The sequence below is a fragment of the Escherichia sp. WS1118 genome, from assembly GCF_046487695.1.
GTDB classification, from domain to species: domain Bacteria; phylum Pseudomonadota; class Gammaproteobacteria; order Enterobacterales; family Enterobacteriaceae; genus Escherichia; species Escherichia coli.
The window spans coordinates 190984-210723 of the sequence record NZ_JBJQIZ010000004.1 but is presented as its reverse complement, the minus strand read 5'-3'; the positions used below and the strand labels follow the sequence as shown (position 1 = coordinate 210723).

Annotated in this window: 18 protein-coding genes and 1 pseudogene; 10 read left to right on the top strand and 9 right to left on the bottom strand. The window is 51.0% G+C overall.

Annotated elements, in window-relative coordinates:
- The first annotated feature begins 8 nt into the window (after positions 1-8).
- The 3 genes from ACJHYO_RS09345 to ACJHYO_RS09335 are packed head-to-tail and all read left to right on the top strand — an operon-like array spanning position 9 to position 3668.
- Positions 9-821, top strand: coding sequence for a class I SAM-dependent methyltransferase (locus ACJHYO_RS09345; RefSeq protein ID WP_000904011.1), 813 nt, complete (start codon positions 9-11; stop codon positions 819-821).
- Positions 818-1672 (top strand): ModD protein, encoded by an 855-nt coding sequence (gene modD / locus ACJHYO_RS09340; RefSeq protein ID WP_000576832.1) that lies wholly within the window; start codon positions 818-820, stop codon positions 1670-1672. The genes ACJHYO_RS09345 and modD overlap by 4 nt, the downstream gene beginning before the upstream one ends.
- A 25-nt stretch (positions 1673-1697) precedes the next feature.
- Positions 1698-3668 carry a TonB-dependent receptor plug domain-containing protein gene (locus ACJHYO_RS09335; RefSeq protein WP_001337959.1) on the top strand — a complete coding sequence of 657 codons (1971 nt, stop codon included), beginning with the start codon at positions 1698-1700 and terminating at the stop codon, positions 3666-3668.
- 49 nt (positions 3669-3717) lie between these two features.
- Here the strand turns inward: ACJHYO_RS09335 and ACJHYO_RS09330 are convergent, their stop codons facing one another.
- Positions 3718-3972: a GlsB/YeaQ/YmgE family stress response membrane protein gene (locus ACJHYO_RS09330; protein WP_000511315.1), complete on the bottom strand. Its 255-nt coding sequence runs from the start codon at positions 3970-3972 to the stop codon at positions 3718-3720.
- 200 nt (positions 3973-4172) lie between these two features.
- Here ACJHYO_RS09330 and ACJHYO_RS09325 point away from each other — a divergent pair, with 200 nt between their 5' ends.
- Positions 4173-4907 carry a flagellar brake protein gene (locus tag ACJHYO_RS09325; RefSeq protein WP_000020131.1) on the top strand — a complete coding sequence of 245 codons (735 nt, stop codon included), beginning with the start codon at positions 4173-4175 and terminating at the stop codon, positions 4905-4907.
- Between the two features lies 1 nt (position 4908).
- On the opposite strand, the gene emtA is transcribed toward ACJHYO_RS09325, so the two are convergent.
- Positions 4909-5520 (bottom strand): membrane-bound lytic murein transglycosylase EmtA, encoded by a 612-nt coding sequence (gene emtA / locus ACJHYO_RS09320; RefSeq protein ID WP_001295994.1) that lies wholly within the window; start codon positions 5518-5520, stop codon positions 4909-4911.
- 99 nt (positions 5521-5619) lie between these two features.
- On the opposite strand from emtA, the gene ldcA reads away from it, so the two are divergent.
- Positions 5620-6534, top strand: a complete 915-nt coding sequence (gene ldcA / locus ACJHYO_RS09315; RefSeq protein WP_000051575.1) for a muramoyltetrapeptide carboxypeptidase — start codon at positions 5620-5622, stop codon at positions 6532-6534.
- Between the two features lie 94 nt (positions 6535-6628).
- Positions 6629-8365 carry a potassium/proton antiporter gene (locus ACJHYO_RS09310; RefSeq protein WP_000340216.1) on the top strand — a complete coding sequence of 579 codons (1737 nt, stop codon included), beginning with the start codon at positions 6629-6631 and terminating at the stop codon, positions 8363-8365.
- A gap of 56 nt (positions 8366-8421) precedes the next feature.
- On the opposite strand, the gene dadX is transcribed toward ACJHYO_RS09310, so the two are convergent.
- Together dadX and dadA are read right to left on the bottom strand one after the other, a co-directional pair.
- The gene (gene dadX, locus ACJHYO_RS09305; RefSeq protein WP_000197868.1) at positions 8422-9492 is read right to left on the bottom strand and encodes a catabolic alanine racemase DadX; all 1071 of its coding nucleotides are present in this window, start codon (positions 9490-9492) and stop codon (positions 8422-8424) included.
- 9 nt (positions 9493-9501) lie between these two features.
- Entirely contained in the window at positions 9502-10800 is a 1299-nt protein-coding gene (gene dadA, locus ACJHYO_RS09300; protein WP_021520668.1) for a D-amino acid dehydrogenase, read from the bottom strand.
- Between the two features lie 329 nt (positions 10801-11129).
- On the opposite strand from dadA, the gene ACJHYO_RS09295 reads away from it, so the two are divergent.
- The gene (locus ACJHYO_RS09295) at positions 11130-12662 is read left to right on the top strand and encodes a SpoVR family protein (protein ID WP_000190855.1); all 1533 of its coding nucleotides are present in this window, start codon (positions 11130-11132) and stop codon (positions 12660-12662) included.
- Positions 12663-12824: 162 nt separating this feature from the next.
- On the opposite strand, the gene fadR is transcribed toward ACJHYO_RS09295, so the two are convergent.
- Complete coding sequence (gene fadR / locus ACJHYO_RS09290; protein WP_000234823.1) at positions 12825-13544, bottom strand: fatty acid metabolism transcriptional regulator FadR; 720 nt, start codon at positions 13542-13544, stop codon at positions 12825-12827.
- Positions 13545-13765: 221 nt separating this feature from the next.
- On the opposite strand from fadR, the gene nhaB reads away from it, so the two are divergent.
- A complete protein-coding gene (gene nhaB, locus ACJHYO_RS09285) occupies positions 13766-15307 on the top strand; it encodes a Na(+)/H(+) antiporter NhaB (RefSeq protein ID WP_001357456.1) in 1542 nt (513 codons plus the stop codon).
- Positions 15308-15452: 145 nt separating this feature from the next.
- Positions 15453-15983, top strand: coding sequence for a disulfide bond formation protein DsbB (gene dsbB / locus ACJHYO_RS09280; RefSeq protein WP_000943452.1), 531 nt, complete (start codon positions 15453-15455; stop codon positions 15981-15983).
- A gap of 44 nt (positions 15984-16027) precedes the next feature.
- Here the strand turns inward: dsbB and umuC are convergent, their stop codons facing one another.
- Positions 16028-17296, bottom strand: a complete 1269-nt coding sequence (umuC, locus tag ACJHYO_RS09275; RefSeq protein ID WP_000457597.1) for a DNA polymerase V catalytic protein — start codon at positions 17294-17296, stop codon at positions 16028-16030.
- Positions 17296-17715: a translesion error-prone DNA polymerase V autoproteolytic subunit gene (locus tag ACJHYO_RS09270; RefSeq protein ID WP_000897380.1), complete on the bottom strand. Its 420-nt coding sequence runs from the start codon at positions 17713-17715 to the stop codon at positions 17296-17298. Before ACJHYO_RS09270 ends, umuC begins: the two co-directional genes overlap by 1 nt.
- Positions 17716-17974: 259 nt before the next feature.
- Here ACJHYO_RS09270 and hlyE point away from each other — a divergent pair.
- Positions 17975-18302: pseudogene (gene hlyE, locus ACJHYO_RS09265) on the top strand (hemolysin HlyE); the annotation flags it as partial.
- Between the two features lie 206 nt (positions 18303-18508).
- On the opposite strand, the gene ACJHYO_RS09260 reads toward hlyE, so the two are convergent.
- Entirely contained in the window at positions 18509-18955 is a 447-nt protein-coding gene (locus ACJHYO_RS09260; protein ID WP_001339583.1) for a YcgN family cysteine cluster protein, read from the bottom strand.
- A 91-nt stretch (positions 18956-19046) separates the two neighbouring features.
- Positions 19047-19706 carry a fumarylacetoacetate hydrolase family protein gene (locus ACJHYO_RS09255; protein WP_000284277.1) on the bottom strand — a complete coding sequence of 220 codons (660 nt, stop codon included), beginning with the start codon at positions 19704-19706 and terminating at the stop codon, positions 19047-19049.
- Positions 19707-19740: the final 34 nt, after the last annotated feature.

Here is a 19740-nt window from a genome sequence, read left to right as displayed (position 1 = left end):
GAAAAATCATGCTCATTGACGATATTGATTTTGCAGACCTTTACCTTCAGCAACTCAGGCTGGCCCATCGCACAGAAAAAACGCCGGATCACTGGGATCAACGGGCGGAAAAAATGGCGGAAAATTGCGCCTCGCCTACGGACAGCTACCTGCAACAACTGACCTCAAAAATTGACCTGCAAGGCGCGCAAACCTTATTCGATATGGGCTGCGGACCGGGTACCGTATCGCTGGCGCTGGCGGACAAACTCACGACGATTTATGGCGTTGATTACAGTCAGGGGATGCTGAACGTTGCCGCCCGTCGCGCCGCCGCGCTAAAGGCAGACAATGTCCACTGGATCCAGCGCGCCTGGGAAGAGGACTGGAGTGACCTACCACGCTGCGATATTGCCGTGGCTTCCCGCTCCACTCTGGTGGCTGATATGCGCCAGGCAATGAGCAAACTGAATAATCAGGCACGGCTTCGCGTCTATACGACTCATCTGGTCAGCACCTCGTTCGTCTCTCCAGCCATTCAGCGGGCGGCTGGTCGGGAAGTGATCGAATTACCCAACTATATCTTTGCACTCAACGTCCTGTATCAGATGGGAATTTATGCTCACGTTGATTTTATCCGTGGACAAAATTGCCAACAGGATAACAGCACCTGGGAACGTTTTGAGCAGAACGTCAGCTGGAGTCTGGGCGCGCTTAACGACGATGAGCGTGAGCGGTTATATCGCTGGTATCAACAACAAGATGCTCGTGCCCTCGCCCCTGCCAGCCGCGACTGGGCGCTCATCTGGTGGGATAGCGTACCGCAGGAGACACTGCGATGATTTTCCTTTCTCAGGCACAAATCGATGCGTTACTGCTGGAAGATATCCAGGGCGGTGACCTGACCACGCGAGCATTAAATATTGGACACCAGCATGGCTATATAGAGTTTTTTCTCCGTCAGGGCGGCTGCGTCAGCGGAATTTCTGTCGCGTGTAAGATGTTAACTACGCTGGGATTAACTATTGATGACGCGGTCAGCGACGGTTCACAAGCGAACGCGGGTCAGCGGCTAATCAGTGCGCAAGGTAATGCCGCAGCACTTCATCAGGGATGGAAGGCAGTCCAGAATGTGCTGGAGTGGAGTTGCGGTGTTTCTGATTATCTCGCTCAAATGCTGGCGTTACTTCGTGAACGTTACCCTGATGGCAATATCGCCTGCACCCGAAAAGCAATTCCGGGCACCCGCTTACTGGCCTCGCAGGCAATTCTGGCTGCCGGAGGACTGATTCATCGTGCCGGATGTGCGGAAACCATATTATTGTTTGCCAACCACCGCCATTTTCTTCATGACAATCAGGACTGGTCAGGCGCAATCAATCAGTTACGTCGCCACGCACCCGAGAAGAAAATAGTTGTTGAAGCCGACACGCCGAAAGAGGCAATCGCCGCGTTACGCGCGCAACCAGACGTACTTCAGCTCGACAAATTTAGTCCGCAACAGGCAACTGAAATTGCGCAAATAGCACCGTCGCTGGCTCCCCACTGCACGCTGGCTCTGACCGGCGGAATTAATCTGACAACACTCAAAAATTACCTCGACTGCGGCATTCGCCTTTTTATTACCTCCGCGCCTTATTACGCGGCACCTGCTGACATTAAAGTCAGTCTGCAACCCGCAGCCTCTATTTAATTCTTTGTTAAACGGAATTTATTCTATGAGACTCAAAAAACGTTATCTCTGCACAGTATTATCACTTGCCTTTACCCAGCAGGCCGTAGCGGCTCAGGAGAGCGACACGCTGACCGTATGGTCCAGTCCGGTATCATCAACGACGACCACCGTTCTCGATCAACCCACCATGAAGGCCCTGGATAAACAGAATGTCGCTCAGGCATTAAGTGTCGTCCCCGGCGTGGTGCTGCAAAAGTCAGGTAGCCGCAACGAAGAACAGGTCAAAGTTCGTGGCTTTGATAGTCGTCAGGTGCCGGTCTATTTCGACGGTGTGCCCATTTATGTTCCCTATGACGGCAACCTCGATCTGGCGCGGATTCTGACCAACAATTTGGGGGCAGTTGAAGTTTCCAAAGGGTATTCGTCGCTGCTTCAGGGGCCTAATCAGATGGGCGGAGCCATTAATATCACCACCCAGAAGCCAACAAAACCTCTGGAAGCAAATCTGGGATATCGCCAGGGATGGAGCCGTAGCCATGACAATGCCTACGATATGCATGCTTCATTTGCCGCCAGCAGCGATCTGGGGTATTTGCAAGTCAGCGGTAGCCAGCTAAAGCAGGATTTTCTCGGCCTGCCGCATGGTGTAAATAATGATATTGCAGGCAAACACGGCAAGATGATTAATTCATCGGCTGATGATAAACGCGGCATTGTGAAGCTCGGTTTTACACCACGCGAAAACGATGAATACACATTGACTTACATTAAGCAGGATGGTGAAAAAGATAACCCGCCATACAGTGGAAATAGTGGTCAGAAATCACGCTACTGGCAGTGGCCAGAGTATGACAAAGAAAGTTTTTATTATCAGGGAACGACCCAACTAAACGATCGTTTTACCCTGAAAAGTCGGCTGTATCGCGACACCTTTGAAAATACGCTAATGATGTACAACTCGCTGGCTGATTTGAAAAATAAAAAAGGCAGCTACAGCCATTATTCCGATTACAGCGACGGTGCCGGGTTACAACTGGCAGCCGATGTGCGTGAAAACGATCTGCTGTCGTTTGCCGTTAACTGGAAAGATGACGTACACCGGGAAAAAGGTGCGCCGCACGCCGCTTACGATCGCTATGAAGATCGTACCTGGTCGCTCGCCAGTGAATATCAATGGGCTGCTGCCGATAATGTCGATGTCGTGGCTGGAATCAGCTATGACTGGCGCGATAGCGTAGAAGCGAAAAAACATGAGAAAGATGGCAGTATCACCCATTATGACGACAACAATCAGTCAGCTTTTAACTGGCAGGTGATGGGGAAATACCACTTTGCCAATGAAGACACGCTGGCGCTTTCGTACTATGACCGCACACGCTTTCCGACGCTGAAAGAACGCTATACCACGTCCAAACCTGCGTATAACCAGATAGCGATTGTTAACCCGCAGCTCAAGCCGGAACGCGCGCGCGGGGTGGATTTAACCTGGAATGGTGCCTTCACGCACGACTGGGGATTTGAGGTCAGCGTTTACTATAACCGGGTGAGTGATGCCATCCTCTCGCACAATATCGATGCCGATACCATTCAAAATCAGAACAGCGGCACGGTGGATTACAGCGGTCTGGATGCCGGTATTAAGGGGAAAATCAGCAATATACTGGATGTAGGATTGAGCTACGCCCTGATCCACGCTGATGCCAAACGTAAAGACATCGGCAAGATAACCGATCTGCCAACGCAGACAATGACCGCATGGATGACTCTCAAACCGTGGGAGCCGTTAAGCGTAACGCTGTCGGAAGAGGCGCGTTCCTCCAGCTACAGCAACAGTGACGGTTCACAAAAAGCCGCCGGTTTTGCGGTGACCCACATTCGAGCCGATTACACCTTAGGTCATGGCTTCAGCGTTAATGCGTCGGTCAATAACCTGTTTGATACCAAATATGCCTACAGTGAAGGGTTTATTGAAGAAGGTCGCAATTTCTGGGCTGGTATCGAGTATACGTTCTGATGTGAAAGCGGATAGCGGCATCTGTATCGCTATCCGCCTTATGAAAATCTTATTCTCTTCGCAGGAGGCGGAATACGCCCAGCACCAGGATAGCGCCCACCACCGCCACCAGGAAGCTGTGCAAATTAAAACCGCTGATGGAGCCGCCAATGCCAAACATGGTCGCCAGCCAGCCGCCGACCACCGCACCGACTATCCCAAGAATACAGGTCAGGAAAAATCCACCACCATCACGCCCCGGCATGATTAGCTTGGCGATAATACCGGCTATCAGGCCAAAAATAATCCAGGCAATAATTCCCATGTTCAGGCCCTCGTTTCGATGAATCGGACGCAAGAAATGCTTACGTCAACGCTCTAAGTATAGGCAAGGGCGGGATCGATGCTGGGCGTATGTCGGCTGATTTAAGAACAACATGTAAAAAATATTCGCGCATTTGTATTAAGTTTTGTTAACTGCGACCGATAAACCAAAGACAGTTTGTCAGTCAGGAGTTTTTCCGCGTGAGTCATTACCATGAGCAGTTCCTGAAACAAAATCCGTTAGCCGTCCTGGGCGTGTTACGCGATTTGCACAAAGCCGCAATTCCTTTGCGTATCAGCTGGAATGGCGGGCAGCTGATCAGCAAAATACTGGCAATAACTCCGGATAAACTGGTGCTGGATTTCGGCAGCCAGGCCGAAGACAACATCGCCGTGCTAAAGGCGCAGCACATTACCATTACCGCCGAAACTCAGGGTGCGAAAGTCGAGTTTACTGTTGAACAACTACAGCAGAGTGAATACTTGCAGCTTCCGGCATTTATTACCGTACCGCCTCCCACCTTATGGTTTGTACAACGACGCCGATATTTCCGCATCACCGCCCCACTCCATCCGCCTTATTTTTGCCAGACCAAACTGGCGGATAACAGTACGTTACGTTTCCGCCTGTATGATTTGTCGTTAGGCGGCATGGGCGCATTACTGGAAACAGCAAAGCCTGCCGAATTACACGAAGGCATGCGCTTCGCTCAGATTGAAGTCAACATGGGGCAATGGGGTGTTTTTCACTTTGACGCCCAGTTAATCTCCATCAGCGAGCGCAAAGTGATTGATGGCAAAAATGAAACCATCACCACTCCCCGTCTGAGCTTCCGTTTTCTTAACGTCAGCCCGACGGTGGAGCGGCAATTACAGCGGATTATTTTCTCTCTCGAGCGAGAAGCCCGGAAAAAAGCGGACAATGTGCGCGACTGATTTACATCGCGTCCAGTGCCTGCTCAAGTTTGTAGATATAGCGCGGAGCCTGCGGCGCAGGATGATTTCGCGCTACGTGATCGAGGAACTCATCAGCATCCAGATCGTTGATTTTGCTGATCGCCTTTTTCCGATCTGACGAGAAAGTCCGTAGCAGCGCACCTGCCCCGTTAGCGTATGACACCACCAGCGCATATTGCAGTACCTTCGGATCTTCAATGCCTGCCAGCGGGCCGGTTTCCAGAATATTCAGGTAAGCCGCCCCCATTGAAATATTACGCTCCGGATTTTTCAGCTCGCTGGTCGTCGGCTCACCGCTCCAGCCCATACGACGATATACATCACGTCCGGAGGTTGAAGCTTTTATCTGCATCAAACCAATGGCATTCGATTTACTCACCGCGTTCGGATTACCACCCGATTCGATAGCGATAATCGCCGTGATCAATTGTGGATCGACGCCCCAGGCTGCACCGGCTTTCTGGCTTATTGGCATCCACTGCATCGCACGTTGCACCGGAACTTTCGCGTTCCACGGCGGGTTCGTATAGTCATGCTTTGATGAACAACCCGCTAATAACACAATCAAAAAGGCAAACCATCTCAATTTCACTTCTTCTGTCCTTATAGCCTGGAATCGCCGTTGAGGTGACAACGGCACACCTAAGCGGCATGATATACATTTCGTTTCTGTTGTCAGCAAGGAATTGCCATGTCTCTGTTTCACTTAATTGCCCCATCGGGTTACTGCATTAAACAGCACGCCGCGCTGCGTGGTATCCAGCGCCTTACCGACGCGGGGCATCAGGTCAATAACGTCGAGGTTATTGCCCGTCGTTGTGAGCGTTTTGCGGGTACGGAAACGGAGCGTCTGGAAGATCTCAATTCTCTTGCCAGACTGACTACCCCCAACACCATCGTGCTGTCTGTACGCGGCGGTTACGGTGCCAGTCGTTTACTGGCAGATATTGACTGGCAGGCACTGGTGGCTCGCCAACAACATGACCCGTTACTCATTTGCGGACATAGCGATTTTACCGCCATTCAGTGCGGTCTTCTGGCGCAAGGCAATGTCATCACCTTTAGCGGCCCCATGCTGGTAGCAAACTTTGGCGCGGATGAACTAAATGCCTTTACCGAGCACCACTTCTGGCTGGCGTTACGCAATAAAACGTTCACCATTGAATGGCAAGGGGAAGGCCCGACATGTCAGACCGAAGGCACGCTGTGGGGAGGCAATCTTGCGATGCTGATTTCACTGATTGGTACACCGTGGATGCCAAAAATTGAGAACGGTATTCTGGTGCTGGAAGATATTAACGAGCACCCTTTCCGCGTCGAACGTATGCTGTTGCAGCTCTATCATGCTGGAATTTTGCCACGTCAGAAGGCGATTATTCTCGGTAGCTTTAGCGGCAGCACGCCTAATGATTATGACGCAGGTTACAACCTGGAGTCAGTGTACGCGTTTTTGCGTTCCCGCCTGTCGATTCCACTCATTACCGGCCTCGATTTTGGTCATGAACAACGCACGGTTACACTGCCGTTGGGCGCACATGCCATTCTTAATAACACCCAGGAAGGCACCCAGTTGACGATTAGCGGTCATCCTGTTCTTAAAATGTAAAAAAATCACGCTTCAGGGCTAAGTAAAACGCTGTCTCTGCCGCTAATATGGTAGGGTTTATATAAGAGACAGCGTAATCAGGAGTAACCGACCGTTGGATGCCACAACAATAATTAGCCTTTTCATCTTAGGATCCATCCTTGTCACCAGCAGTATATTACTTAGTTCATTTTCTTCCCGTCTTGGTATTCCCATTCTGGTTATTTTTCTGGCGATCGGCATGCTGGCGGGGGTTGATGGCGTCGGCGGTATCCCGTTTGATAATTACCCCTTCGCCTACATGGTAAGTAACCTGGCGCTGGCGATTATTTTGCTCGACGGCGGGATGCGTACTCAGGCCAGTTCCTTTCGTGTGGCGTTAGGACCGGCACTGTCGCTGGCGACGCTGGGCGTGCTTATCACCTCTGGTTTAACCGGCATGATGGCGGCGTGGCTGTTTAATCTTGATTTGATTGAAGGATTATTAATCGGCGCTATCGTCGGCTCCACCGATGCTGCAGCGGTCTTTTCTCTGCTGGGTGGTAAGGGGCTTAACGAACGTGTTGGCTCGACGCTGGAAATTGAATCCGGCAGTAATGATCCAATGGCGGTCTTTCTGACGATTACCCTGATTGCGATGATCCAGCAACATGAAAGCAGTGTCAGTTGGATGTTCGTGGTCGATATTCTGCAGCAATTTGGCCTCGGGATTGTCATCGGGCTTGGCGGTGGTTATTTACTGCTGCAAATGATTAATCGCATCGCCCTGCCCACCGGATTATATCCATTGCTGGCATTAAGCGGCGGTATTTTAATTTTTGCTTTAACCACGGCGCTGGAAGGCAGCGGTATTCTGGCTGTTTATCTGTGCGGTTTTCTGCTGGGTAATCGGCCGATTCGCAACCGCTACGGCATCCTGCAAAATTTCGACGGCCTCGCCTGGCTGGCGCAAATCGCCATGTTCCTGGTGCTGGGGCTATTGGTTAACCCAAGCGATCTGCTGCCTATTGCCATTCCGGCGCTCATTTTGTCCGCATGGATGATTTTCTTCGCCCGTCCTCTTTCGGTATTTGCCGGATTGCTACCGTTCCGTGGCTTCAATCTGCGTGAGCGCGTGTTTATCAGCTGGGTAGGATTACGCGGCGCGGTGCCGATTATTCTGGCTGTGTTCCCGATGATGGCGGGGCTGGAGAATGCGCGACTGTTCTTTAATGTCGCCTTCTTTGTGGTCCTGGTTTCACTGCTATTGCAGGGAACATCACTCTCGTGGGCGGCGAAAAAAGCCAAAGTGGTCGTTCCGCCAGTGGGACGTCCGGTGTCACGCGTTGGCCTGGATATTCATCCGGAAAATCCGTGGGAGCAGTTTGTTTATCAATTGAGTGCCGATAAATGGTGCGTGGGCGCGGCACTGCGTGATTTGCATATGCCAAAAGAGACGCGTATTGCGGCACTGTTTCGTGATAACCAGTTGCTTCATCCCACCGGCAGCACCCGACTGCGCGAAGGCGATGTGTTGTGTGTAATTGGTCGGGAACGCGATCTCCCGGCGCTCGGTAAACTGTTCAGCCAGTCGCCGCCGGTCGCGCTGGATCAACGCTTCTTTGGTGACTTCATTCTCGAAGCCAGCGCCAAATATGCTGATGTGGCGCTGATATATGGCCTGGAAGACGGGCGAGAATATCGCGATAAGCAGCAAACGCTGGGTGAAATCGTCCAGCAGTTGTTAGGCGCAGCACCGGTTGTCGGTGACCAGGTAGAGTTTGCCGGGATGATCTGGACGGTGGCCGAGAAAGAAGATAATGAAGTGTTGAAGATTGGTGTTCGGGTAGCGGAGGAAGAAGCCGAATCTTAAGTTTAATGTGTTTTGTAACGCTGGATACGACGCTGGTCGCATCCAGCGATAACAAGTTACACCGTCACAACCGGGACGCGTAACGCCAGCGCGCACATCAACTCATAGCCTACCGTTCCGGCAGCGGCGGCGACATCATCAATTTTGATCTCCTTGCCCCACAGCTCAACTGGCGTACCAATACCCGCTTGCGGGCAAGGCGTTAAATCGACCGCCAGCATATCCATCGAGACTGTCCCCACCGTCATGGTGCGAACGCCGTCCACTAAAACAGGGGTACCGGTAGGCGCGTGGCGCGGATAACCGTCGGCGTATCCTGCGGCGACAATGCCGATTCGCTGTTCATCGCGCGCAGTATAGCGACCGCCGTAGCCCACACGCTCGCCCGCTTTTAGCGTCTGGACACCAATAATCTCACTGCTTAGCGTCATCACCGGACGTAATCCGGTATTGGCGATATCACGCCACTGACCGGACGGCGAAGCGCCATACAAAATAATGCCAGGCCGAACCCAGTCAAAATGCGCTTCCGGGTGCCACAGAGTCGCCGCCGAATTGGACAACGAACGCCGACACTCCAGCCCTTCCGCCGCCTGCTCAATACGCGCCATCGCGCCGGAAATTCCATCAGGATGTTCCGCTTCGGCAAAATGTGACATCAGGGTCATTTCGCCAACATTCGCCATCGCCCGCAACTGCTGCCAGACGGTAAGCACGCGATCGGGCTGGAAGCCCAACCGATTCATTCCACTGTTCACTTTAAGATAAATATCCAACGGTGCTTTTAGCCGCGCATTTTGCAGTGCTTTGAGCTGCCAGTTGCTGTGTACGCAGGTGGTCAGGCGGTGCTGGTCATAAATCTCCAGATCCTGAGCATGGAAAAATCCTTCCAGCATCAGGATCGGTCCTTTCCAGCCGCGCTCACGTAACGTTATTGCCTCTTCCAGGTTAAGCAATGCAAAGCCATCGGTAGCCCCGATCGCGCTCCAGATACGCTCAATACCGTGCCCGTAAGCGTTCGCTTTTACCACCGACCAGACGCGCGCGCGCGGCGCGGCCTGGCGGACAATGGACAGATTCTGTTTTAATGCCTGCAGATCGAGGCTGGCCTGTATCGGACGGGTCATCTCGTTTCCTTAGCTGTGTGCGCCATGTAAATGGCCCGGGCGTAATGGCGTAAATCCACGGCTGTAGCGCGCTACGCTTAGATCTTCATACGGGATCGCTGGCGTGCGCCCCGAGAGCAGATCGCTTAACAACTGACCGGAACCGCAAGCCATCGTCCAGCCGAGCGTGCCGTGACCGGTATTCAGCCACAGATTTTTAAAGCGTGTACGCCCGACAACCGGCGTGCCGTCTGGCGTCATCGGGCGCAGGCCAGTCCAGAAAGTCGCCTGCTCAACATGACCGCCGCGTGGATAGAGATCGCGAACCACCATCTCCAGCGTTTCACGACGCGGTTGCAACAGCTCGGTGTTAAAGCCAACAATTTCCGCCATTCCGCCAACACGAATGCGGTTATCGAAACGGGTAATGGCGATTTTGTAGGTTTCATCAAGGATAGTAGACACCGGCGCACCATCTTCCTGCGCAATCGGAATAGTCAGCGAGTAGCCTTTCAGCGGATACACCGGAATATCAACAATGCCTTTGAGCATCGCCGTCGAGTAAGAACCAAACGCCATCACATACGCATCGGCCTTAATCACTTCATCACCACACTTCACGCCGTAGATTTGCTCGCCGTCGCAAAGCAGTTGGTCAACGGGCGTATTAAAGTGGAATTTAACCCCCGCCTGCTCCGCCATCCGCGCCAGATTCTGGGTAAACAGCTGGCAGTCTCCGGTTTCATCATTGGGCAGTTGCAGGCCGCCCGTCAGTTTGTGCGCCACTTCTGCCAGCGCGGGCTCCACTTCCGCCAGGCGGCTGGATTCCAGCAGCTGATACGGTACGCCAGCATCTTCCAGCACGGCGATATCGCGGGTCGCGTTTTCATACTGTTGTTCAGTACGGAACAGTTGCAGCGTCCCACCCTGACGCCCTTCATACTGAATATTGGTTTCGGCGCGCAATGCTTTCAGGCAATCACGGCTGTATTCCGCCAGACGTACCATCCGCCCTTTGTTTTCCATGTAGTGGCTGGTGTCGCAGTTACGTAACATTTGCCACATCCATTTCAACTGGAACTGCGTACCGTCGAGACGAACCGCCAGCGGCGCATGGCGCTGGAACATCCATTTAATCGCTTTTAAAGGCACACCTGGTGCCGCCCACGGTGCAGCATATCCGGGGGAGATTTGCCCGGCATTCGCGGCACTGGTTTCCAGGGCGGCCCCCGGCTCCCGATCAATGACGGTGACCTCATGTCCTGCCTGATTTAAGTACCAGGCGCTGGCAACGCCTACCACACCACTTCCCAGTATGACAACTCGCATAGCCACTCCGATAACGGTAGATACAGTAAAAGAATAATAATCTAATTACATCTTGATAACTCAGTTGAAAATATTATTCAACATACGGCTTTTTTATGGTGAGCTGGCTCACATCTCCCTGACTCTGCGGCAATATGGCGTCTTTAGTATCTCCTGCTGAACGCCCTTTTTATCCAGCATAAAATTCCGTTCAGAAGCGGATTAGTGGCACTCTGATAATAAGAAATCGCAAAGAAAAAAATTCTCCGGCGACGCGGTTTTTAACAGGTGTTCTATGCTTGAAATGAGGTGCTCCACACAGAGAGCGCCGACAACAATGAGGTGCGCGTATGGCGACGATCGATTCTATGAATAAGGACACCACACGTTTGAGCGATGGACCCGACTGGACGTTCGACCTGCTGGATGTTTATCTGGCAGAGATAGACCGGGTGGCGAAACTCTACCGGCTGGATACCTACCCGCACCAGATTGAAGTGATAACCTCAGAACAGATGATGGATGCCTACTCCAGCGTCGGCATGCCAATTAACTATCCGCACTGGTCATTCGGTAAAAAGTTTATCGAGACTGAACGGCTGTATAAGCACGGTCAGCAAGGACTGGCCTATGAAATCGTCATTAACTCTAACCCGTGTATCGCTTACCTGATGGAAGAGAACACCATTACCATGCAAGCGCTGGTGATGGCTCATGCCTGCTATGGGCATAACTCTTTCTTCAAAAACAATTACTTATTCCGTAGCTGGACCGACGCCAGTTCGATTGTCGATTATCTGATTTTTGCCCGTAAATATATTACCGAGTGCGAAGAGCGTTATGGCGTTGATGAAGTAGAACGGCTTCTGGACTCGTGCCACGCGCTGATGAACTACGGCGTGGACCGGTACAAACGCCCGCAAAAAATCTCGCTGCAAGAAGAGAAAGCCCGGCAGAAGAGTCGCGAAGAGTATCTGCAAAGTCAGGTCAATATGCTCTGGCGTACCCTGCCGAAGCGCGAGGAAGAGAAAACGGTTGCTGAAGCGCGCCGCTATCCGTCCGAACCACAAGAAAACCTGCTCTATTTTATGGAGAAAAATGCGCCACTGCTGGAATCATGGCAGCGTGAAATCCTGCGTATTGTGCGTAAGGTGAGCCAGTATTTTTATCCGCAAAAACAGACTCAGGTGATGAACGAAGGCTGGGCGACCTTCTGGCACTACACCATCCTTAACCATCTGTATGATGAAGGGAAAGTAACGGAACGTTTTATGCTGGAGTTTTTGCACAGCCACACCAATGTGGTCTTCCAGCCGCCCTATAACAGCCCGTGGTACAGCGGCATCAACCCGTATGCCCTCGGGTTTGCCATGTTCCAGGATATTAAACGGATTTGTCAGTCGCCAACGGAAGAAGACAAATACTGGTTCCCGGATATCGCCGGTTCCGACTGGCTGGAAACGCTGCATTTCGCGATGCGTGATTTCAAAGATGAGAGTTTTATCAGCCAGTTCCTGTCACCGAAAGTGATGCGTGATTTCCGCTTCTTCACCGTGCTGGATGATGATCGGCATAATTATCTGGAGATTTCCGCTATTCATAATGAAGAAGGTTATCGGGAAATCCGTAACCGGTTATCGTCGCAATATAACTTAAGTAATCTGGAGCCGAATATTCAGATCTGGAACGTGGATTTGCGCGGCGACCGTTCGCTGACGCTGCGTTACATTCCACATAATCGCGCACCGCTGGATCGGGGGCGCAAAGAAGTGCTGAAGCATGTGCATCGCCTGTGGGGATTTGATGTGATGCTGGAACAGCAAAACGAAGACGGCAGCGTCGAGTTGCTGGAACGTTGCCCGCCGAGAATGGGAAATCTGTAAATAGTCCTCCTCGTTTGAGGAGGACTCATTTTTGCCGGATGCGGCGTAAATGCCTTATCCGGCCTACAAAGTATCGCAAATTCAATACATTGCAAAAAAACACGTAGGCCTGATAAGCGTAGCGCATCAGGCAATTATACGTTTGTCATCCGTCTGGAAGGATTATCGTCCCTGAATGGCTAAATCACCCGGCAGATTTTTCTGCATCCGGTGCCAAATCTCGCCACTCTCATGCCCATAGCGACGCACTGTTTCGTATACCTGATCGTGTGCGCCTTCACTGCACAACGCCGACAGTTTGTGATAGAAGCCCAGCGCCAGACTGCGCGCTTCCGGATTGGCGAAATAGTGACGACCAATGCGCGTATACAGCCCTTTCATCCCGTTAAGGATCAGACCGTAAATCGGGTTGCCGGAAGCAAACGCCAGGCCGCGGAAAATGTTGTAATCCAGCTCGGCAAAGGCGTCGGCGTGATCGGCCACTTCATTAGCGGTTGCCAGCACTTCCTGCGCTTTATCGGGATGTTGACGAAACGCGGTGCGAATAAAAATAGTTGAAATATTGGTACGCACCGACAGCAAATTATCAATAAGTTGCGGCACACTTTCGTGGTCCAGTCGCGCCAGTGTTTCAAGGATATTTAAACCAGAGGTTTCCCAGAAATTATTCACCTTCGTCGGCTTGCCGTGTTGAATGGTCAACCAGCCATCTCGTGCCAGACGTTGTAACACTTCACGTAACGTAGTACGCGTTACGCCAATTAATTCTGAAAGTTCACGTTCTGCGGGCAAAATAGTCCCGGGAGGGAAGCGGTTATTCCAGATACTTTCAATAATGTACTCTTCCGCGAAACCCGCCGGGCTTTGCGCCTTAATGACCATAGTGAGATTTCCATAACACAGCAAAACAAAGTTGGACTCATCATACCAGAGGGCTAACTACGCTGATAGAAGACAAAAAGAAGAAAAAAGGGATCAAGGCTTCATTTTCTGCATCTCTTTCCCCTTGACTATCAAGACTTGCCTCACTCCTGTCTGACCGTTAAGCTTTGCGTTTAAACATAAAAACATCATTGATTATTTCTAAGGTAAGGGAAACCATCATGGAGATCTCCTGGGGCCGCGCACTATGGCGCAATTTTTTGGGCCAGTCCCCCGACTGGTACAAACTCGCCCTCATCATTTTCTTAATCGTAAATCCGTTAATTTTCCTCATCAGCCCTTTCGTCGCTGGCTGGTTGCTGGTAGCGGAATTTATTTTCACTCTGGCGATGGCCCTGAAATGCTACCCGCTGCTCCCCGGTGGTCTGTTGGCTATCGAAGCGGTATTCATCGGCATGACCAGCGCGGAACATGTTCGTGAAGAAGTGGCGGCAAATCTTGAAGTCTTGCTGTTACTGATGTTTATGGTGGCGGGTATCTATTTTATGAAACAGCTGTTGTTGTTCATATTTACCCGTTTGCTGTTAAGCATTCGCTCCAAAATGCTACTGTCGCTCTCTTTTTGCGTGGCGGCGGCGTTCCTCTCCGCGTTCCTCGATGCCTTAACCGTCGTGGCGGTGGTGATCAGCGTTGCAGTCGGTTTTTATGGTATTTATCATCGCGTAGCCTCTTCCCGTGCCGAAGATACCGACCTGCAAGACGATAGTCATATCGACAAGCATTACAAAGTGGTTCTGGAACAGTTCCGTGGCTTTCTGCGTAGTCTGATGATGCATGCCGGTGTCGGCACCGCATTAGGCGGCGTGATGACCATGGTGGGCGAACCACAGAACCTGATCATCGCTAAAGCGGCTGGCTGGCATTTTGGCGATTTCTTCCTGCGCATGTCGCCGGTGACCGTCCCGGTTCTGATTTGTGGCCTGTTAACCTGCCTGCTGGTAGAGAAGCTGCGTTGGTTTGGCTACGGTGAAACGCTGCCGGAGAAAGTCCGCGAAGTACTGCAACAGTTTGACGATCAAAGCCGTCTCCAGCGTACACGTCAGGATAAAATCCGTCTGATTGTCCAGGCGATTATCGGCGTCTGGCTGGTGACTGCGCTGGCACTGCATCTGGCGGAAGTTGGTTTGATTGGTTTGTCAGTCATTATTCTGGCGACATCATTGACCGGTGTTACCGATGAACATGCTATCGGTAAAGCCTTCACCGAATCTCTGCCATTCACCGCACTGTTGACGGTGTTTTTCTCAGTAGTCGCGGTGATTATCGACCAACAACTGTTTTCGCCGATTATTCAGTTTGTGTTGCAGGCATCTGAACATGCTCAGCTGTCGTTGTTCTATATTTTCAACGGTCTGCTGTCATCCATTTCGGATAACGTCTTCGTGGGGACGATTTATATCAACGAAGCGAAAGCGGCAATGGAAAGTGGCGCTATCACGTTGAAGCAATATGAGCTGCTGGCGGTCGCCATTAATACCGGTACCAATCTGCCCTCCGTCGCTACGCCGAACGGTCAGGCTGCGTTCCTGTTCCTGCTGACCTCTGCACTCGCGCCATTGATTCGTCTCTCTTATGGCCGCATGGTGTGGATGGCCCTGCCTTACACCCTCGTCCTGACACTCGTCGGGCTGCTCTGCGTCGAGTTTACGCTTGCTCCTGTAACCGAATGGTTTATGCAAATGGGCTGGATAGCAACGCTTTGATAACAACTTACCGGGCATATAAATGCCCGGCTTGCCTTTTCGCCCGATAATTGTCCAATTGCGTCCTATTTTTGCTGCCTCCTGGTGGCGCAGCGAATGAATTGGTTTAAACTGCGCACTCTATGCATATTGCAGGGAAATGATTATGTTGCGATTTTTGAACCAATGTTCACAAGGCCGGGGCGCATGGCTGTTGATGGCGTTTACTGCTCTGGCACTGGAACTGACGGCGCTGTGGTTCCAGCATGTGATGTTACTGAAACCTTGCGTGCTCTGTATTTATGAACGCTGCGCGTTATTCGGCGTTCTGGGTGCTGCGCTGATTGGCGCGATCGCCCCGAAAACTCCGCTGCGTTATGTAGCGATGGTTATCTGGTTGTATAGTGCGTTCCGCGGTGTGCAGTTAACTTACGAGCACACCATGCTTCAGCTCTATCCTTCGCCGTTTGCGACCTGTGATTTTATGGCTCGTTTCCCGGAATGGCTGCCGCTGGATAAATGGGTGCCGCAAGTGTTTGTCGCCTCTGGCGATTGCGCCGAGCGTCAGTGGGAATTTTTAGGTCTGGAAATGCCGCAGTGGCTGCTCGGTATTTTTATCGCTTACCTGATTGTCGCGGTGCTGGTGGTGATTTCCCAGCCGTTTAAAGCGAAAAAACGTGACCTGTTCGGTCGCTAATCCATTCGGCGCTCCTGCGGGAGCGCTTTTTCCTGCCGCTATGTTTATTTGACCCGCAGTAAATCAGAACTTCGCGTTGTATAACATGGTGAAAGCATGGCACGCTTCATCTGCCATTGTTGCTGGATCCCCTGCCCGGCAAAATAGAGTGTTCCTCTGCCCTCTTTAGCATTCAGCGTATCCATTACCGCCATCAATTGCTCACTCCCGGGGCGCGGTGCGTTGTCATCGAATAAATTGAGCTGCGCGACTCCCTGACTGAAGAAATCCCCCAGCATCACGCCCGCTTTTTGGTAGCGATGGCCCGCTTGCCAGATGGCATCCAGAGATCGCGTAGCGGCGTTAATGATATCCCTGCTGTCCTGAGTGGGCGTCAGCAGTTTTACCGATGCGCTATTGCCGTAATAAGGTTCATTGAACGCAAATGGTGACGTCTTAATAAACGTGGAGATAAACCGACAATATTGATGCTCGCTGCGAAGTTTTTCCGCCGCCCGGGCAGCGTAACTACAAATGGCCTGCCGCATCGACGGATAATCCGTGATGCGTTCACCAAACGAGCGGGAACAGATAATTTCCTGCTTCGTCGGTGCAAACTCTTCCAGTTGCAAACAGGGTTCACCGCGCAGTTCACGCACCGTTCTTTCGAGCACGACATTAAAATGTTTACGGATAAACCGGATATCTGAATCCGCCAAATCGAGAACGGTTTTGATCCCCATCGCGTCCAGTTTTTTGCTGATCCGCCGTCCAATCCCCCAGACTTCATCCACGGGGAGAGCAGACATTAATTTACGCTGGCGTTCCAGATTTGATAAATCCACCACCCCGCCCGTCTGCCGCTGCCATTTTTTTGCCGCATAATTGGCAAGCTTAGCCAGCGTTTTGGTCTGGGCGATCCCCACACCAACAGTAAGATGGGTACGTTGTAGCACCGTTGCGCGAATTTCTCTGCCAAAATCAGTCAGATCGCGACAATTATGCACACCTGTCAGATCGCAGAATGCCTCATCAATACTGTAAATCTCGACGCGGGGCGATAGTTCTTCCAGCGTCGACATCACCCGATTACTCATGTCTGCGTAAAGCTCATAATTGCTGCTAAAGCAAACCACGCCACAGCGACGAAACAGATCTTTTTGTTTGAACCAGGGATCGCCCATTTTAACGCCCAGCGCCTTTGCCTCAGCGTTTCGGGCGATAACGCAACCGTCATTATTCGATAGCACAACCACCGGTTTACCCCATAAATCAGGGCGAAACACCGTCTCACAGCTGGCATAAAACGCGTTTACATCACAGAGGGCAAACATCAGCGCATCGCCTTAACGACGTGGATCACCACACCAAAGACATCCAGCGTATCTTCGCTACTGATGGTAATGGGCGAGTACGCACTGTTCATAGGAGTAAGCTGTACCGTCGGGCGTAGTTGCAATTTTTTCACCGTAAACTCACCGTCAACAGCAGCGATGACAATATCACCATGGCTGGCGGTAATAGCGCTATCGACAATCAGTAAATCACCGTCACTAATCCCACCATCAATCATAGAATCACCACTTGCTTTGACGAAATAAGTCGCGCTGGGATGCTGGATCAACAGTTGATTCAGATCGATGCGCTGTTCAACGTAATCTGCGGCCGGTGAAGGAAAGCCACACTGAACAAGATCGCTAAATAGCGGAAAAGTCACAATTTCGCGGAGATCCGCAGGCTTGATAAACAACATAATAATCTGCCTGAAGTTATACTGTTTTTATATACAGTAGTCTGTTCTTGTCAGCAGATCAATACTGATTCAGGCTATCAATATTTGTCGCTGCATAGACTGCTGATTTTTCGTTCTCTTATCCTGTGCTCACGCGGCCTTCTGGCGACAGCGTCCATCCAGCAGAAAGGAAAAATATCACCTGGTTTAAAATAGAATCGAAGCATTCGCCCAGAAAGGCATTCTCATTAAGGTACTGGATGACGGCATCAAGAAACTGTGTTCTATTGCTGCGGGCGTAGTTGAAGGGAAACTGATTCCAGAATTGAAGAACAAGTTAAAATCTGCGCAGAGTTTCTTTACCACCCTGTCTAACACGGTTAAACAAGCGAATAAAGATATCGATGCCGCCAAATTAAAATTAACTACCGAAATAGCCGCCATCGGGGTGATAAAAACGGAAACTGAAACAACCAGATTCTACGTTGATTATGATGATTTAATGCTTTCTTTACTAAAAGTAAGCGGCCAAAAAAATGATTAACACCTGTAATGAGTATCAGAAAAGACACGGTAAGAAGACACTCTTTGAGATACCTGAAGTCTGATAAGCGATTATTCTCTCTATGTACTCAAGGTATAAAGTTTATCACATTTAAAAATACAGACGTTTTTTAAAGATTGAGAGTTACCTGTTGATAATAAGGTATCGGGTAACTCTCATTATGACAGAGCGCTTTCAAAAACAGGGCTACGAAATGGCGAGCATCCAGACGTATATTAAGAAAGCCCCCATCAACATCTATTAAATTTATCACTGCGCCCAGTCAGGTTTATTTAAGATATGATCCTGCCAGTCAATCACTTCTGATTCTTTTACTGCGATATGACGCACAGAGATACGTTCACCATGCATTGCCGCTTTCGAACCAGTAAGTAGCGGATGCCACGCAGGTAAACCTTTACCTTCCGCCAGCAAACGATAAGCGCAGGTCATTGGCAGCCATTCGAATGTTGGCAGATTTTCACGGGTTAATTTAATGCAGTCGGGTTCAAACTCGAAACGACGTTCGTAGTTCCGACATTGACAGGTTTTAATATTGAGCTGGCGACAGGCGACGTTAGTGAAGTAGATTTCGTCGGTGTCTTCATCCATCAGTTTATGCAGGCAACACTGACCGCAACCATCACACAACGACTCCCATTCCGCATCGCTCATTTCGTCCAGGGTTTTACTTTGCCAGAAAGGTACATCGCTCATCAGGTGTTCCGCCATTACGTTAAAACGCACCTTATAACCAGTCTGGCATAGCGATGCAAGTTTTGCCGCCGCTTTCAGGCGGCAAAAAGTATTACAAAACGCGAGTTGTCAAAGAATGCCCATCGAAAGTGACTGTCAGCTCATCACCGCTTTGCAACGGGCCGACACCATCAGGCGTGCCTGTCAGCACAACGTCACCGGCCTTGAGGGTAAAAAACTTGCTCATATAAGCGATCAGCGGAACGATTTTATGGATCATGTCCGCAGTCGTACCTTGCTGGCGTTGCTCGCCGTTTACGCTCAGGCCCAGCGTTGTATTTTGCGGGTCGCCGGTAAACTCCGCCGCGGGAATAAACCCGGAAAGCGGACAAGAGTTATCAAACGCTTTGGCCTTTTCCCACGGCTGCCCGGCTTTCTTCATTTTTCCCTGAACATCACGCAATGTCAGATCGAGCGCCACGCCGTAACCGGCAATGGCTTTGCGGACATGCTCTTCCGTAGCCTGACGCAGCGTCGCGCCAATCAACACCGCCAGTTCGACTTCATGATGAACTGAACCGAAATCGGATGGGATCGCCAATGGCTGCCGCAGATCGCACAGTGCCGTTTCTGGTTTAATAAACAGCACTGGCTCTTCGGGTACTGCGCTGCCCATCTCTTTAATATGTTTGGCATAGTTACTGCCAACACAGACTACTTTACTCACCGGATAATCCAGCAGCGCACCTTGCCAGTTGTGATGTTGATACATAACGTTCCCCTCACCTTATCGTGGATATGAAAAC